Source organism: Klebsiella sp. FDAARGOS_511 (genome assembly GCF_003812845.1).
In the GTDB taxonomy this organism is placed as follows: domain Bacteria; phylum Pseudomonadota; class Gammaproteobacteria; order Enterobacterales; family Enterobacteriaceae; genus Klebsiella; species Klebsiella grimontii.
Map to the genome: position 1 here is coordinate 76,525 of NZ_CP033823.1, position 15,040 is coordinate 91,564.

At 54.2% G+C, this 15,040-nt stretch carries 18 protein-coding genes and 1 pseudogene; 5 read left to right on the forward strand and 14 right to left on the reverse strand.

All coding sequences use genetic code 11. The features are described from left to right. Positions 1-81: 81 nt before the first annotated feature. A complete protein-coding gene (locus tag EGY08_RS00410) occupies positions 82-1,182 on the reverse strand; it encodes a glycerol dehydrogenase (protein ID WP_004098879.1) in 1,101 nt (366 codons plus the stop codon). 596 nt (positions 1,183-1,778) lie between these two features. Between EGY08_RS00410 and dhaK the strand changes: the two genes are divergently transcribed. Genes dhaK through dhaM form a run of 3 tightly spaced genes read left to right on the forward strand, consistent with a single transcriptional unit; the run spans position 1,779 to position 4,937 of the window. Beyond that, the gene (dhaK, locus tag EGY08_RS00415; protein WP_004098877.1) at positions 1,779-2,849 is read left to right on the forward strand and encodes a dihydroxyacetone kinase subunit DhaK; all 1,071 of its coding nucleotides are present in this window, start codon (positions 1,779-1,781) and stop codon (positions 2,847-2,849) included. 11 nt (positions 2,850-2,860) lie between these two features. After that, a complete protein-coding gene (dhaL, locus tag EGY08_RS00420; protein WP_004098875.1) occupies positions 2,861-3,493 on the forward strand; it encodes a dihydroxyacetone kinase subunit DhaL in 633 nt (210 codons plus the stop codon). 16 nt (positions 3,494-3,509) lie between these two features. Next, on the forward strand, positions 3,510-4,937 hold the full coding sequence (dhaM, locus tag EGY08_RS00425; protein WP_004098873.1) for a dihydroxyacetone kinase phosphoryl donor subunit DhaM: 1,428 nt from the start codon (positions 3,510-3,512) through the stop codon (positions 4,935-4,937). A gap of 317 nt (positions 4,938-5,254) precedes the next feature. Here dhaM and EGY08_RS00430 read toward each other — a convergent pair whose 3' ends face one another. Then, complete coding sequence (locus EGY08_RS00430; RefSeq protein WP_101867698.1) at positions 5,255-5,443, reverse strand: hypothetical protein; 189 nt, start codon at positions 5,441-5,443, stop codon at positions 5,255-5,257. On the opposite strand from EGY08_RS00430, the gene EGY08_RS00435 reads away from it, so the two are divergent. Continuing rightward, positions 5,401-6,378 (forward strand): Rpn family recombination-promoting nuclease/putative transposase, encoded by a 978-nt coding sequence (locus EGY08_RS00435; RefSeq protein WP_004098871.1) that lies wholly within the window; start codon positions 5,401-5,403, stop codon positions 6,376-6,378. The two genes, EGY08_RS00430 and EGY08_RS00435, sit on opposite strands and share 43 nt — an antisense overlap. A gap of 261 nt (positions 6,379-6,639) precedes the next feature. On the opposite strand, the gene EGY08_RS00440 is transcribed toward EGY08_RS00435, so the two are convergent. The 4 genes from EGY08_RS00440 to tap all read right to left on the reverse strand — a co-directional run bounded on the left by EGY08_RS00440 (position 6,640) and on the right by tap (position 9,931). After that, positions 6,640-6,918, reverse strand: coding sequence for a hypothetical protein (locus EGY08_RS00440; protein ID WP_004098869.1), 279 nt, complete (start codon positions 6,916-6,918; stop codon positions 6,640-6,642). A 47-nt stretch (positions 6,919-6,965) separates the two neighbouring features. Then, positions 6,966-7,697: an HNH endonuclease gene (locus EGY08_RS00445; RefSeq protein WP_004098867.1), complete on the reverse strand. Its 732-nt coding sequence runs from the start codon at positions 7,695-7,697 to the stop codon at positions 6,966-6,968. A gap of 1,144 nt (positions 7,698-8,841) precedes the next feature. Continuing rightward, positions 8,842-9,861, reverse strand: a complete 1,020-nt coding sequence (gene repA, locus EGY08_RS00450) for a plasmid replication initiator RepA (RefSeq protein ID WP_064352031.1) — start codon at positions 9,859-9,861, stop codon at positions 8,842-8,844. Next, positions 9,854-9,931: a RepA leader peptide Tap gene (gene tap, locus EGY08_RS31370; RefSeq protein ID WP_071846032.1), complete on the reverse strand. Its 78-nt coding sequence runs from the start codon at positions 9,929-9,931 to the stop codon at positions 9,854-9,856. The genes repA and tap overlap by 8 nt, the downstream gene beginning before the upstream one ends. A gap of 82 nt (positions 9,932-10,013) precedes the next feature. Between tap and EGY08_RS31375 the strand changes: the two are divergent. Continuing rightward, a pseudogene (locus tag EGY08_RS31375) lies at positions 10,014-10,127 on the forward strand (replication protein RepA). A gap of 30 nt (positions 10,128-10,157) precedes the next feature. Here EGY08_RS31375 and EGY08_RS00460 read toward each other — a convergent pair. The 8 genes from EGY08_RS00460 to traX form a co-directional block, all read right to left on the reverse strand. Then, positions 10,158-10,418: a replication regulatory protein RepA gene (locus tag EGY08_RS00460; protein ID WP_064374395.1), complete on the reverse strand. Its 261-nt coding sequence runs from the start codon at positions 10,416-10,418 to the stop codon at positions 10,158-10,160. Between the two features lie 132 nt (positions 10,419-10,550). Beyond that, the gene (locus EGY08_RS00465) at positions 10,551-11,102 is read right to left on the reverse strand and encodes a phospholipase D family protein (protein ID WP_064352038.1); all 552 of its coding nucleotides are present in this window, start codon (positions 11,100-11,102) and stop codon (positions 10,551-10,553) included. A gap of 100 nt (positions 11,103-11,202) precedes the next feature. Continuing rightward, positions 11,203-11,511 (reverse strand): hypothetical protein, encoded by a 309-nt coding sequence (locus tag EGY08_RS00470; RefSeq protein WP_047722655.1) that lies wholly within the window; start codon positions 11,509-11,511, stop codon positions 11,203-11,205. After that, entirely contained in the window at positions 11,508-12,158 is a 651-nt protein-coding gene (locus EGY08_RS00475; RefSeq protein WP_064352030.1) for a DUF2726 domain-containing protein, read from the reverse strand. Before EGY08_RS00475 ends, EGY08_RS00470 begins: the two co-directional genes overlap by 4 nt. A gap of 55 nt (positions 12,159-12,213) precedes the next feature. Further along, entirely contained in the window at positions 12,214-12,858 is a 645-nt protein-coding gene (locus EGY08_RS00480) for a hypothetical protein (RefSeq protein WP_064352029.1), read from the reverse strand. Between the two features lie 159 nt (positions 12,859-13,017). Beyond that, positions 13,018-13,434 carry a hypothetical protein gene (locus tag EGY08_RS00485; RefSeq protein WP_047722659.1) on the reverse strand — a complete coding sequence of 139 codons (417 nt, stop codon included), beginning with the start codon at positions 13,432-13,434 and terminating at the stop codon, positions 13,018-13,020. A gap of 100 nt (positions 13,435-13,534) precedes the next feature. Then, a complete protein-coding gene (locus EGY08_RS00490; RefSeq protein WP_047722660.1) occupies positions 13,535-14,128 on the reverse strand; it encodes a fertility inhibition protein FinO in 594 nt (197 codons plus the stop codon). Positions 14,129-14,283: 155 nt separating this feature from the next. Continuing rightward, positions 14,284-15,009, reverse strand: coding sequence for a type-F conjugative transfer system pilin acetylase TraX (gene traX, locus EGY08_RS00495; RefSeq protein ID WP_064352028.1), 726 nt, complete (start codon positions 15,007-15,009; stop codon positions 14,284-14,286). Between the last annotated feature and the right edge of the window lie 31 nt (positions 15,010-15,040).

A 15,040-nucleotide genomic window follows, 5' to 3' on the forward strand; every position in this document is an offset into this window, starting at 1 on the left:
CCCGGCACCGGTAACGGCAACGCCAGGGGAGATCCACAACGCAGGTGGAACGCTGGCCGGATTAGCGACCAGCGGTAATCGTTACTCAGTAGCCAACCATTGTGCGCCCAGGCGATCGGCCGTCAGGATCGCGCCGTAAACGCTTTCCGGGCTCACCGGGAACGGCATATTGTGGATGGTTTCCCCTTCCGCGCAGGTCGCTTTTGCCACCGCGAGGATTTTCTCCTCAATGCCTTCTTTCACGCCCATCTGCGCCAGCGTCATCGGTAAGCCCACTTTCTGGCAGAAACGGAGTACCGTCTCGATTTCTTCCATTGGGCTGTTTTGCAGCACCAGTTGGGCCAGAGTACCGAAAGCCACTTTCTCACCGTGATACAGATGGTGACACTCTTCCAGAATGGTGAAGCCATTGTGAATGGCGTGAGCCGCTGCCAGGCCACTGCTTTCGAAACCAATGCCGCTCAGATAGGTATTGGCTTCAACGATGCGTTCCAGCGCAACGGTAACGACACCCGCTTCGGCTGCCAGACGTGCTTTTTCGCCTTCCGCCAGCAAGGTGTCGTAACACAAGCGTGCAAGACTCAATGCGGCGGCCGTTGACTGACCTCCCGCCATACTGACCGCACGTGCGTCGTAGCAGGCTTTCGCTTCAAACCAGGTAGAGAGTGCATCACCCATACCCGAAACCAGTAATCGTACGGGGGCTTTGGCAATAATCGCCGTATCCATCACCACCATATCGGGGTTTTTCGGGTAGATCAGATACTCTTCAAATTCCCCGGCTTCGGTATAAATAACCGACAGCGCGCTGGTCGGCGCATCCGTAGAGGCGATGGTCGGGATAACCACAACCGGCAGTTTATGGTAATAGCCAATGGCTTTTGCGGTATCGAGCGTTTTCCCGCCGCCAATACCCACCACGCCTTTGCACCCTTTCTGCTGCAAAATCGCGCCAAGGCGATTGATTTCCGCATGGCTGCATTCGCCGTTAAAGCGTTCTGCATGGCAGCTTATGCCGTTTTCATGCAGACCATTCAGTACCTTGTCACCCGCCAGTTTCATGACGAAATCATCGGCAGTCACAAAAAAACTGTCTGCCAGGTTTTTGGCATACTCGCCGAACAACGCAGCTGCATCAGGACCCTGAAGATATTTTGCCGGAGACTGAATAACTTGTAGCATTCTCTACACCCTCACATTGAACTCGTTTCCATGATGACGCCGGGTGACGCTCGCTCCTGTTTATCGCGTTTCCAACGGTAGATTGAGCACGACCGACGCGGTAGCACTCACTGTAGAGCGGGCGCAGAACAAAAAAATGCTTCACTGTTTGGTTCCACATCGGAACGCGATTCAGAAAATAACGTTTCAAAATGGAACATTAACCACGACAAAACATCAGGATTGAGATCAAGGTCTGGATCGCTATCACACAATTCAACGACAGAAAATTCTGTATCACCGCCATTTTGACCCTAATGGGCAAAAAAAAATAGTCTCTGCGACGCTCATCGTCTCCGACGAATACCGAAACACACCTTGAAATATTGTCCGGCTTCTCACTTTTAGCGACAACCCATTAATATCGTTCCAATATGGAACGTTTTCACCTATTTCCGTTCCGACTTGAAACCAAAATCAACAGGGATTTTCTTTTTTACCCGCCAGGGGAGAATCAATTCATCGGCCAGGATACTGGAAACGCCAATACCGCAGCCGAAACCCTACAACGGGCTCACTGACCAGGTGGCCCAATAACATCCAGCGGAGTATGCATAATGAAAAAACTGATTAACCGTGTGGAAGATGTACTGACTGAACAACTTGCCGGGATGGCGAAAGCGCACCCTGAACTGAAACTACACCAGGACCCGGTCTATGTTACCCGGGCAGATGCGCCCGTCGCGGGTAAAGTGGCCCTGCTTTCCGGCGGCGGAAGCGGCCATGAGCCAATGCACTGCGGGTTTATTGGTATGGGGATGCTGAGTGGTGCCTGCCCGGGAGAAATTTTCACCTCTCCGACCCCGGATAAAATGTTTGAATGCGCGATGCATATCGACGGTGGCGAAGGCGTGCTGCTGATCATCAAAAACTACACCGGCGATGTGCTGAACTTTGAAACCGCCACCGAGCTACTCCACGAGAGCGGCGTAAAAGTCACCACGGTGGTGGTCGATGATGATGTCGCCGTCAAAGACAGCCTCTATACTGCCGGTCGGCGCGGCGTGGCGAACACGGTGCTTATCGAAAAACTGGTGGGCGCAGCCGCAGAACGTGGTGACAGCCTTGAAGCCTGTGCCAGCCTGGGCCGCAGGCTGAACAATCAGGGTCACTCTATCGGCATTGCGCTTGGCGCATGTACCGTCCCCGCCGCCGGAAAACCATCGTTTGAACTCAATGATAACGAAATGGAGTTTGGCGTGGGGATCCACGGCGAACCAGGCATCGACCGCCGCCCCTTCACCTCGCTGAACGACACCGTTGACGCCATGTTTACCACCCTGCTGGAGAACGGCAATTACAGCCGTACGTTACGCCAGTGGGACCCGGTAAAAGGCAACTGGCAGGAAGTTACCCAGACCAAACAGGCGCTGCAACAGGGAGATCAGGTGATTGCGCTGGTCAACAACCTTGGTGCAACCCCGCTTTCCGAACTCTACGGCGTTTATAACCGCCTGGAAACACTGTGCGATGACGCCGGAATCACTCTTGCCCGCAGTCTGGTCGGTTCCTGGTGTACCTCGCTGGATATGTCCGGTTTTTCTATTACGTTGCTGAAAGCCGATGCTGAAACGCTCGCTCTTTGGGATGCCCCCGTTCACACCCCTGCCTTCAACTGGGGTCATTAAGGAGATCTGCGATGTCACTGAACAGAAATAACATTGTCGACTGGTTGTATCGCTGTGGAGAAATTTTCACCACCCAGAGCGATTTTCTTACCGGCCTCGACCGCGATATCGGCGACGCCGATCACGGCCTGAATATGCACCGCGGGTTCAGCAAGGTGGTAGAAAAATTACCCTCCATTGCCGACAAAGACATTGGCTTTATTCTGAAGAATACAGGCATGGTGCTGCTTTCCAACGTGGGGGGAGCCAGTGGCCCGCTGTTCGGAACCTTTTTTATCCGCGCAGCCCAGGTTACCCAGGCTCGTCAGAACCTCAGCGTTGAGGAGCTCTATTTGATGATCCGCGAAGGTGCTGACGGTGTGGTGAGCAGGGGGAAAGCCGAACGAGGTGATAAAACCATGTGTGACGTCTGGCTCCCGGTGGCGGATTCACTGCGTCACGCCAGCGAAAACCATTTATCAATGACCGCCGCGCTGGAAGCGGCCTGCGAGGTGGCAGAACAGGCCGCGCAATCCACCATTACCATGCAGGCGCGTAAAGGACGTGCCAGCTACCTGGGGGAACGCAGTATTGGTCATCAGGATCCGGGCGCCACATCAGCGCTGTTTATGGTGCAAATGCTGGCTGCTGCGGCTAACGCGTAATACAGAGGATAAGGCGATGGTAAACCTGGTAATTGTCTCGCACAGTGCCCAACTGGGCCAGGGCGTCGGGGAACTGGCTCGCCAGATGTTAAGGGGTGATAGCTGTAAGCTGGCTATCGCCGCAGGCATTGACGACCCAACCAATCCTATCGGCACCGATCCGATTAAGGTGATGGACGCAATCCTCTCCGTGGCGGATACGGACGCGATTCTGGTGTTAATGGATATGGGCAGCGCACTGTTGAGTGCCGAAACCGCGCTCGACCTGCTGGAACCGGAGGTGGCCGCACGCGTGCATTTATGCCCGGCCCCGCTGGTCGAGGGCGCACTGGCCGCCACGGTCAGTGCCGCCAGTGGCGCGAGCATCGATAAGGTTATCGAAGATGCGCAAAGTGCGCTGCAGGCAAAGCGTGTTCAGCTCGGTTTCCCCGCGCTGGAAGAGTCCCGTAATAGCCTTTCGTCCGCAGAAATCGATGCTTGCGATGCGCAGGCCGAGTCCGTTACGGTGGAGATTAACAACCCTAACGGCCTGCACGTTCGCCCTGCCGCCCGGCTGGTTGAGGGGCTTTCCGGGTTTGATGCGGTGCTACTGCTGGAAAAAGAGGGCAAATGCGTCAAACCTGACAGCATCAATCAAATTGCACTGTTGAAAGTTCGCTGCCACGATCGGGTTCGGCTGGTAGCCAAAGGGCCTCAGGCCGCAGACGCCTTGATCGCATTTCAGGCGCTGGCCGCCGACAATTTTGGCGAACATTGCCAGGCAGACGCTGAGGTTGATAACGCACAACCCGCGCTGACAACGGTGAGTGGACAGGTGCTGCATTACCACCCCATTAATCATCACTTCGATGATCTTGCAGGCGGTACGCAGGAAGAGGAGTTTCGTCGTCTGAAAATAGCGGTAAGTCATACCCTGGACGATCTCATCGACTTAACTCGCCTGGCAGCTGAAAAATATTCGGACGACATTGCCGCCATCTTCTCGGGCCAGCATACCCTGCTTGACGATCCCGACCTGCTGAACAGCGCCAGCGAGACGCTGCGTCAGCGGAAATGCAGCGCCGAGCGTGCCTGGCAAGAGACCATGATGGCCCTCAGCCAGCAGTATCGTGAGCTTGATGATGCCTATCTTCAGGCGCGCTATATCGACGTCGAAGACATTATGCATCGCACGCTGGGGCATCTGACGGATGTGACCGACAACGCCCCTGTTCTGCTACATCGCACCATCCTGATTGCCGATGACATCTACCCGTCCGTTGTGTTGCAACTCGACGCCAGCAACACCGCCGCTATCTGCCTGCAGCACGGCAGCCCATTAGCCCACGGCGCGATTATTGCCCGTCAGGGCGGTATTCCCTGGCTGTGCCAGCAGGGTACCGCCTTTGATAACCTGCACAACGGCGACCCACTCACGTTAAACCGTCTGAATACCAGACAGTAACGACCCGTTCACTCTCTGACACGCGCTGCGCAGTTCACTGTGCAGATGTGTCACACCCTAAGCTCAGGAAACTGTTATGTCGCAATTTTTCTACAATCAACGCGAAAACCTCGTTAATGACGCTATTGGGGTCAGTTTGGAGATCGGAAATTTTTGTACGTTAAGCGCATTATTTAACCAATCTTGGTTCGTAAGGGGTTGATTTTGCGTCAGTGGCTATCGCTTTTAAGTTGTCGCTCTTGCAGTATCGCATTTAGGTTATCCGATTAAGGTCAAACCTCTGAAAATGCCGTATAGCGCGGGAGTACACCCTATTGCTATAGGTAAGTCTGTTCAAAAAACAGGCTTACCGTACAATAATTCTCTATATCCAAACTGACCCCTATATCATCATCTGACTGGCCATTATGTGCTGCTCCTGCCTGTGATAGCATATCCGGGTCATTTTTCAGAGCCAGGGCTGATGAAGAAGAAAAACAGCACACCCACTCCTCACGATGCGACATTCCGGCAGTTCCTGACGCAACCCGATATTGCCCGGGATTTCATGGAATTGCATCTCCCGGCAGAACTGCAGGCCATCTGTGACCTCAGCACGCTGAAACTCGAATCCGGCTCGTTCGTTGAGGATGACCTCCGCCAGTATTTCAGCGACGTCCTCTACAGCCTGAAAACCACCGCCGGGGATGGCTACGTTCACGTGCTCATTGAGCATCAGTCCTCACCCGACAAACATATGGCGTTTCGCCTGATACGTTACGCGGTGGCCGCCATGCAGCGCCATCTGGAAGCGGGCCATAAGAAGCTCCCCCTGGTGATACCGGTCCTGTTCTATACCGGTAAACGCAGTCCGTATCCGTACTCTACCCGCTGGCTGGATGAGTTTGACGACCCAGCGCTGGCAGGCACACTCTACAGCAACGCTTTCCCGCTGGTTGATGTGACCGTTATTCCGGATGATGACATCGCTGGCCATCGCAGCATGGCCGCCCTGACGCTGCTTCAGAAACATATTCATCAGCGCGACCTCGCTGAACTGGTTGACCGTCTGGCGCCCATTTTGCTGGCCGGATACCTGTCTTCATCCCAGGTCATATCACTGGTAAACTATATAGTCCAGGCAGGCGAGACAGCCGACGCCGAAACCTTTGTTCGCGAACTGGCACAGCGTGTGCCGCAACACGGAGACGCACTCATGACCATCGCACAACAGCTCGAGCAGAAAGGTATTGAGAAGGGTATCCAGCAGGGTATTGAGCAGGGTATTGAGCAGGGCATCCAGTTGGGTGAAAAACGGGGTATTGAAAAAGGCCGTTCAGAAGGTGAGCGCGAAGCGACTCTGAAAATTGCCCGTACCATGCTGCAGAACGGCATTGACCGCAGTACCGTGATGAAAATGACCGGTCTGACGGAAGACGACCTGGCGCAGATCCGCCACTAACCATTCTTTCCTGGCACTCCCTGTCTGGCCATCAGCGTAAACGGGCAGGGCAGGGAGACAACCATTCAGACCTAGTCTGAACAGGTTTGTGCGAAAAAAAGCCAGCCTGAAGGGCGCTGGCCAGACACAATTGTAGTCCGTCAAAGGGAAATCCCCGGAGTGTGGGACAGACACAATGCATCCGGTAAGAAGACTGTAGTCTTGGACTGCAGGAATGCCACTGCTGAAATAAAAGAATTATTTCAGCACCCCAGCCACTCATCACATGGACCCGGCTCTCAGCTTCCAGGTTGCCCCACCAAAACAGGTCACCCCGACCATCTGCTCCCAGGTATCCTTCTGCTCCAGCAGCTTCTCCAGCGCATGAAAGTCCGCATGGCTGAGTACAATATCTTCCCGGTCGCCGGGAGACTCCAGAATATACCCCTCAGGTATCCGCGTGGCCGATTCAGCAGCCTGTCGTGAGGATATGCGGTAAAAGGTTTTGATGCATCCTCCGCGAGTGAGGGCATCGAGGAGGATATGTTCGGCAACGCGCATGCAGGGCTCCGGTTAACAGTATTTCGTGTCTGTAAGAATGCCGGCATTCAGCCGGCGGGCCTCATCATGGCGCGAAGTTCTTCAACGGACAACGGCTTTGCCTCATTGCCCCGATGAATCATGGCGTGGCAGTTCGGGCACAACGGGACCAGCTCGTTTACCGGGTCAATCTGATAGTCAGCCCCGAGCGTTCTCAGCGGCCGGATATGATGAACGTGGATGAATCCTTTCCCGTGCTCGCCCCAGGTTTTCTCAAAATCGAATCCGCAGCACTGACAGACAGCACCATGATGTGCAATACAGGCCCGCCGGGCGGCCGGGTCGCGTTCGTATGCATTAACGGTGATGGTTTTTGTAGCACCCTCACTGTAACTGCCGGCAACGGACAGTTCCTCAGGGTACGGACTGGCCGTGAAGTCGGCGTACCAGACGGCGCCCTCTTTTCTCAGAAAGCGTTTTTCCAGCCGGCGCTCAAAATCCTGAATGACCGCGACGTCCGGCGCATCCGGACTGGTGGCCTGCACCATGTTGAAGGTGTACAGGTCGTATCCCCCGAGGATGTAGCCGATATGCTCAACCGCCTGGGTGTAGCCGGGATTCTTTCTGAGTCTGGCGTTGTACTCCCATTCTTCCCGCAGGATGACAGCGCGCTCCTGGTCGCGCTCAACGTCCCATGCCCCGAAGATGACCAGCTGGTCGTCATGATTAATAAAAGACCAGCTCCAGGTCCAGTTACGACAGTTGGCGCCCCGGCTCTGAATAAATTGTTTGCGGTTCATTCTCTGCTCTGTTTCCGTTCAGCTCCGGGCACGTATTTTACATGCATAAGTCTGATATCCCGACTCTGGCGTCAAATAATTCATGGTTCTGAACAGAAAAAGCGAATGAGATAGAAGAAAATGTCACCGATTTTTTAACAGAAAACCAACAATGGCTTTCTGACATTACCCTGCTGGCCTCTCAGTCCTGCTTGAACACGCTTCACGCTCAGGGTATGCCGGGGACGGTTTTAAGATGCGCGTGAGCGCATGGGAGGCGCTATGCGCCGGAGACCCCCGCAGCGAAGCGAGGACGAAAAAAGCATTACGGCTTCAGCCGTAATAATCCCCCACCCTGCTAAGCCCAACCAAACCCGCTGAAAACGATTCAGAAGCTGCTGTGCGCGGTCGGAGTGGTCACGACAAGGCGATAGCCGCAGTCGGGGCGTATCTCCGCGTTAGCGGGCCGTAAGGGCCGCTTACGAGCGTGTATGCCAGAACTCAAAGCAACACTACCTGCAGCAACCACGAAATCTAGTTACAACATCCGCCATTTTAAAGCGATGCATTACCCCGGCCGGTGGCCGGGGTGGGCGCCGCTTTTCAGTGGCGGTCAGGTGGGCACAGGTGCAATTGAAGCGTCAGCGTTCTCCGGTGGTGAGAGGTGAGGTTTTTGCTGTTTTTTAGTGTGTGATGCGATGTCGAGGACAGCACGGGTGTGGTTCTCAGGGGATTTACTTGGATGATGTAACTAAATAATGAAGTGTTGCTGACAGGCCCGCCGCATGGCGGTGGGAGGTACTTAGTTTCTGAGCGGCGCGAACGCTTGCGGTCGCCGCGAGCGAAGGCCTTAATGTGACTCTTCACTGAAGTGACAGAGATAAAGGATCTCCCTGCTGCTTGTTATGCAGGGGATTAATAACTGGGTTAAGACTGTTTTGCAGATTTCCCGTTATCTGTTTCCGGAATATGTATATTATCTGTTTGCGGATTTATGTGGATAAGTATTCAGCGAAGTGCGCGCTATGCCCATGATGGTGGCAAAATCATCAGGAAAAGTGAGTAATCAGGGCGGCAGAATATTTGAGTGGTGAAAATGGCTGAAAAAATCCAGCACGAAAAGCCCCGGAGGGGCCGTTTTTAACGCAAATTGTGATTTGCCTGACTAATGAGGCGGGGAAGGGTTCAGTGACAACTCCAGCTGGTAGAGATGCCGCACGGCCAGCTGCTCAAGTTTATCTGCAGAATAACCATAGAGCTCATCTGCCGGCAGCGTTTTCTTCAGCCAGCAGGTCATTTCGTAGACCTGACGGTCCCGGGGCATTCTGGCCAGGCGGTTTGCACGCTTACGTGCGGCGCCTTTTGCACGGCGATACTGCAGGGCTTCACGGCTGCGCTGCTCATACCAGCGTTTACGCGCCCTCAGAACAGAAATCTCCTCATGTTCGCCTAACAGCCCCTCTTTAATGAGCGCCTGACGTTCCTCACATTCCCGCAGTTTTCTAAGCTGCTGCTCCTGCAGCTTCATCAAATCAACGCCCAGCATTTTCCAGCCAACGGGCGTGATCCAGACATATTTCGGCAGTCGCTTCCGTGATTCCCTGTCCCACAGAGTTTCTTCTGATACGCCAAGTACACCAAAGCGGACCTGCTCGGCGATTAATGCCGAAATCCGGCGAACAGTGACTTCCGTTCCGGAAATAACTTCCCCTCGGGCATCTTTCGGGCTGAGTTCTCTGGCCAGTCTGGACACACTCATTCCTATCGTGTGTTTACCGGCATCGCAGAAACTGACCAGTACCGGCCAGAGCGCATCGAGAAGACGTTGTTTTTCCGGACGGAAAGCATACCTGCGCCCCGCGCGCTGCCGTTCCCGGACGTAGAAAGGATGCAGTGACATGTGCATGCGGAGTCTGGACTGGCCCGTGGCCGGATCTTTTTCCACCAGACGGTTATAGGCGTGACCCAGCTGTCCACCCAGCGCCTTATAGTGAGACGGCCGGAACCAGGACGGGTTTTCGCATTTGGGTTTAGTGGAGTGTTCACCGCGACGGCGACGGGTACGCTTCTTCTCCGGAGAAACCAGAAAAGACCCGACATGGCCATCATCAATGCCCTGCCAGAAACGGATCTGTTCTTCCGTATCCAGCTGACTCCAGTGTTGCGGATTGTGCTGTTCAGTCACGCCTTCCCGCGCTTATGTTGCACGGAAAGAGCAAATGGCACAGAAACGGGTATTGCAGTTTTCTGAGCATAAAACTATACTCCCTGCATAGAGCAACAGCTTCTATACAGTTTAAGTAGACCCCGTTAATCTTCTCCTCGTCGCCAAACTAGATGAAGATTATCGGGGTTTTTGCTTTTCTGGTCCCGGGTAGACACCTCATCAGAACCAGTTCCCTGCCACCTTACGGCGTGGCCAGCCATCAAAATTCTTTAAACGATCAGTAATCTAGCACGCTTCGAATAAAAGTAAAGACTTTACTTAAATAACCCCTGAGCTTTGAATTCCTTTTCGAGCAATTTTTCAACAAATTGGGCTTGCGTTATTCCATCACGGTTACAGAGCTCAATAAGAATATCTTTCAATGGGTTACGTACAAAGACTTTGATTTCTTTATGTGTGACGCGCTTTCTTGCAACTGCAGCCATCTGTTTTTCAGAGTCTGACATTGGGCTACCTTTTCGATAGGCCCGCTTATTTTTAGAAGCGGAAGTCACTGCATTATCGTTCTGCGACATCTCTGCCTCATCAAGGATCTAAAAAAGGATCGTTTGCAGAGAATACTACAGAATATTTAAATCAGCGACTTACTTTATGAACGTAACCCGCGTTGGCGCACGGTTTACGTCCGGGGATCGTTTAAAGCGGTATCAGTAGGTCTGTTTCCAGTCCGTACCCTTCGACCAGTGGGATGACCAGTGCTGCAGATAGCGTTGAGCAACAGCAGTGTGATCCCATACAACAAGCACATTCTCTGAATTGGCACGATCGGTCACGCTGCTGAAGTTGAACGAACCGACCTCGGTATTCCGCCCGTCAGCGATGATCACTTTGTCGTGGAGGAGCTTATAGGTATCCACCGTCCGGACAGGAATACCCGCGCTGACCAGCAGATTCATGGCGGCCCGACTGACCTTGTTGCGCTCGCCGGTATTGGCTTTGTGGTCCAGAACGACCTTCACATCCACGCCCCGCTGTCTGGCTCTGACCAGCGCGCCGGCCACATCCGGAGACGTGAAGTAATAGCCCATCAGCCGGATTTCCTGTTGTGCGGTCGCAATGGTTTTCAGAACCAGCTGCAGGGCCGTCCCTTCCGGGGAAAACCCGGTCTCGATGTTCGCGGCATAAACGGCGGGTAAGGGAGCGCACAGGCTCAGGCTGACCAGCCCGGGCAGACACCATCTGCGGAGAGTACGATTTATTTTCACAGTATTTCCTTCACTGTTTTTGAGAAACGCCGGGGGCGGGGGAAACTGGTTTTCCCCCGCCTCCGGCGTTGGACAACGACGCCATTCGGAGGCGTCAGGCTATTGTGGTCTGGCGGAACCAGTAGCAGACAGGCCCGTCGCCGGTAGCATGGACGGAGCCGAGGAACCAGCCATCCTCATCCGGCGGCTCAGGTATCCAGTCACGGGCATCCGGGGCTTCATCAGTCAATCCGGCTGCGTAGACCTCAGGCGCTTCATCGCGCATTATCATCACGAAGCACTGGAGCCCGTGGGTTTTCAGCCAGTAGCGGAATTCAGCCGGGGTTTCGCAGCCACTGCGCGCCAGCGCAGGATGCGTCCAGTACCCCTGCTCATCACGTTTTACGTCAGTGGCAACTATCATTTTGCTTTCTCCCCGGGTTCAGTCTGTTCTGTTGATGGCGCCATACCGCCAGTGGATATGATGTCAGTGTCGGTTTCATGGTGCCTGAGAAACTCTCTGATTCTTCTGACCAGCTTCTCTGAATCCCGGTCGCGCAGCAGCGGAATACCGGCCTGCCTCAGAACCTCTTCCAGCAGGATATCGCGCCGGATACGATGCCTTTTCAGGTGTGAGGCATCATCAAGTTCAATAGCAGCGACGATGGCGAAGGTCCGGATATCAACGATGACCACGTCACAGTGCCACTGAGACGCCATCCGGAAAAGTTGCCACCAGGCCCGGGAGCGAGGCCGGATGTGAGGAGCGAGTGTGGCGATATCCGCCACCCGGACCTGCGGGCACAGGAGCCAGCGCTTCTGGCTGGTATGCCCCAGCAATGCCCGGTAAAAATGCTGTTCCCGTAACGTCATCAGCGTGTCGTTGCCCACCCAGACCCGCTCGCGACACAGCCGCTTCTCCGCTTCTGAGGGCCGAATCCCCAGTGCTTTCAGTGACATCAGGACCGGTGACGTCCCGGCCATTATCCGACCTCTCAGAAGCAGCACCGCGAATCCCAGCAGACTCATCAGAACGACAGCAATGCCTGCCATCATTAGTATCTTTGCCATGTTTTGTGTTCCCTTATCTCACTGTCTGTCCCGGTGCGTTTGCCGGGCGATTTTCTCATCGCTCTGTCCCTCTTCTGATATGCCAGGCCTCTGCCGGCAGCCTGTCGAGCAATGCGCGGCGAAAGGCATTCGGCAAACCTCTTCCGGCCACCACGTCAGCTGTCAGCACCGATACCACGGAAATCAGCAGAACACTGCGCAGAGCGAATCCGGTCTGATGTACCAGTTCTGCCGCAGGCAGAGTCCGAAGCGCACTGACCAGCCGGACGGCGTCCTGCGTAAAACTGCAGGCGAGAATGCCCGTACCCGCCAGCATCACCACCGGCGCATACAACAGCCCCCGACGGATAACCCGCCCGGTCAGGGCTGCGAGCTCCCGACTTTGCTGGCGAAACACCTCATCATCCCGGAGAATGTCCCACTCAATCCGGGCCTTCTCATGACGCGGCAGGATGGCCACCACCTGAATACCGTCACGTATACGGACCTGGGGGGACACCTCCGTTTTTCTCACCTGGTCGGTGTCGCAGATATACAGAGCCAGCGCGGTCCAGCAAACCGCCGTCGACAGTACCAGGATGAGCGCGAAAACCATGACCGTTACAGACGGAATGAGTATTGTCAGAAATACCGCCAGCACACCGCCGGATAAATAACACAGCAACTGCTGTTCAAAACGCAGAGCGAAATATCGAAACATGTTTAACGTCCCTTTAAATATTCAACCTGAAGAATAAGTGATTTATTTACTGCTTTTATTTACCGACCTGATATATATCAATCGCGTGAAGATTTAATTTGCAGGTGTACTTGTTGAAAAATCCGATTATCACTACTGTGCAGAAGATATTAGCTGGCTTCATGTCATATAAATGATTGCGGCAAGTACAAGTATCATTGCTGTAGCACAACCAAGCCAGAAAAAGTTGCGGGCATGTCCCGAGAACACATGCACTTCAATCAACTCATTAGCGTGCCTCCTGTTTAACCTGAGCTGCTCTTTCAGACCATCGACAGCCTGAGTCAGTACCGGAACAAGGTGGTGAACAGGATCTGTCCTTCTGAGTTTAATGCGGACTCTGAGCAAGGCCTTCATAAGTTTAAACGCAGCATCTGAGAACCAGCCACATTCGTATTCTTCCTCATCGAGGCACTCCTCCAGTAATATGATTTTTTCGCTGACACAACTGAATTTATTCACATCCGACGCTGATAACATTTTAATAATGTTTTGTGTATCCTCACAAATCTTATCCGTATCAACCCAGACTCTCATATTATTCCCTCTCATTAACGACGAATGCTGTCAGCTAATGGAGTCAGTATCCATTAGCTGCTTAATGACTGATATATTTAATTCGAAAGAGATAAAAGAATTAAATCGTCTGGCTCATCTTACGCTCGGCCCGCAACAGCTCTTTCATCATGCGCTCACTGGCGTAGCGCGCTTCCTCAGCAGTGACGGTGGACACAACATTTCCCTGCAGGTCATAGCGGGAGGCCCCTTCCCGCATCCGGGACAGATAGCCTGCTGACCGGGTCAGGCTTTTGAGACACTTAATCACCTGCTTATGCGACAGCGGCAGGTCTCGCCTCTCGATATCGGCAAACAGCTGTTCACGCATCCCCGTGGCCAGAAGGCGTGGCGAGTTGTTATCAAACAGCTGCGGCCAGAACGCTTTCAGGGTCATGATAGCCTGCTCCGGCGGAAGCAGCTGAAGATAACGCACAGGAGGCGGAACCTTTGCTGCTTTGACCGGTTCTGCCACAGCCTGGCGTGCGGCGGCTTCGGCAGCCTTTTTCGCCTGCTCCAGCTTCTCTTTTTTGACCTTCCAGGCCGGCGGGGCTGACACCACCACCACCTTCTTCCGACGAACCACACCAGGCGTGGCATCGCTCCCGGGAGCAGGCGTGCTGTCCGGCGCCGGTTTTCGTTTCAGACTCAGTACAGGGCGTTTTTCTTCACTCATAAGGGGCCATATCAATAAAAACTTCAGGTCTGGGGTATACGATACGCTAACGGCATCATCGTTTCACCTCAGGAAACAGTGGACACAGCGATGATGTTCCCTTTGTCACGTTTACGGGCAATGTTCCCGCCCACCGGACCTCTGTCCGGTTTTTTTTACATCGTCGCCACTATCTCCAGCACCGACAGGTGCAGCGCATAGAACAGCACAAAGAAATGCCGTGGCCAGAAACGCTTCACTCCTTCCCCGGCAGATGAACACACCATCAGCGTCAGCAAGGCAATCGCCAGTCCGGCCAGTGATTCACAGACGTCATTCGGGTTCATCAGTAACACCATGATGGCCCACAACACCCCGCACCCGAGTCGCTCCCGGGGAGCCTGTGCGCGGCAGAGCAGCCAGCTGACGGTGAGCATGGCCACCCCGGCCATGCCGTAGCTGCCACAGGAGAACGGTATCCAGACGGCAACGATGGCCATGGCGGCGAAGGTATAACGCCAGAACGGCAGGCTGAACCACCGCAGTGCCTGACCGGTGACGGCAAAGGCGAACAGGATATTTCCCGCGTACCACGGATACCCGATAAGCATGAACGGCACCTGGGCGACCAGCGCCCAGCCCCAGAGGCTGTTCAACTGCGACTGGCGGATATCCGCGTGTCGGGCCAGATTCATCCCCCAGACCAGACCGAACAGCGGAAAGCAGCCTCTTCCCAGAAGACGCATAAGCTCGTTGTTATCTGCCAGCAACAGGCCGGCATGGTCGGTGACCATCAGAAGCAGGGCCACCGTTTTAATCACATCCGCCTGTCCGTGCGTCAAGGTCAGCAGAGCCTTAAGCCAGCGGTCTGCGGCGCTGACGCGTAATACGTGTGTTGTCATCGTGATTTCCTTATTTATCCCTGATATTACT

Bases quoted from the DNA above. Each gene is read 5' to 3' on its own strand.
- EGY08_RS00410 (WP_004098879.1), bottom strand. From the start codon at position 1,182: ATGCTACAAGTTATTCAGTCTCCGGCAAAATATCTTCAGGGTCCTGAT.
- dhaK (WP_004098877.1), top strand. From the start codon at position 1,779: ATGAAAAAACTGATTAACCGTGTGGAAGATGTACTGACTGAACAACTT.
- dhaL (WP_004098875.1), top strand. From the start codon at position 2,861: ATGTCACTGAACAGAAATAACATTGTCGACTGGTTGTATCGCTGTGGA.
- dhaM (WP_004098873.1), top strand. From the start codon at position 3,510: ATGGTAAACCTGGTAATTGTCTCGCACAGTGCCCAACTGGGCCAGGGC.
- EGY08_RS00435 (WP_004098871.1), top strand. From the start codon at position 5,401: ATGAAGAAGAAAAACAGCACACCCACTCCTCACGATGCGACATTCCGG.
- EGY08_RS00430 (WP_101867698.1), bottom strand. From the start codon at position 5,443: ATGTCGCATCGTGAGGAGTGGGTGTGCTGTTTTTCTTCTTCATCAGCC.
- EGY08_RS00440 (WP_004098869.1), bottom strand. From the start codon at position 6,918: ATGCGCGTTGCCGAACATATCCTCCTCGATGCCCTCACTCGCGGAGGA.
- EGY08_RS00445 (WP_004098867.1), bottom strand. From the start codon at position 7,697: ATGAACCGCAAACAATTTATTCAGAGCCGGGGCGCCAACTGTCGTAAC.
- tap (WP_071846032.1), bottom strand. From the start codon at position 9,931: ATGCTCAGAAAACTGCAATACCCGTTTCTGTGCCATTTGCTCTTTCCG.
- EGY08_RS00460 (WP_064374395.1), bottom strand. From the start codon at position 10,418: ATGTCGCAGAACGATAATGCAGTGACTTCCGCTTCTAAAAATAAGCGG.
- EGY08_RS00470 (WP_047722655.1), bottom strand. From the start codon at position 11,511: ATGATAGTTGCCACTGACGTAAAACGTGATGAGCAGGGGTACTGGACG.
- EGY08_RS00475 (WP_064352030.1), bottom strand. From the start codon at position 12,158: ATGGCAAAGATACTAATGATGGCAGGCATTGCTGTCGTTCTGATGAGT.
- EGY08_RS00480 (WP_064352029.1), bottom strand. From the start codon at position 12,858: ATGTTTCGATATTTCGCTCTGCGTTTTGAACAGCAGTTGCTGTGTTAT.
- EGY08_RS00485 (WP_047722659.1), bottom strand. From the start codon at position 13,434: ATGAGAGTCTGGGTTGATACGGATAAGATTTGTGAGGATACACAAAAC.
- EGY08_RS00490 (WP_047722660.1), bottom strand. From the start codon at position 14,128: ATGAGTGAAGAAAAACGCCCTGTACTGAGTCTGAAACGAAAACCGGCG.
- traX (WP_064352028.1), bottom strand. From the start codon at position 15,009: ATGACAACACACGTATTACGCGTCAGCGCCGCAGACCGCTGGCTTAAG.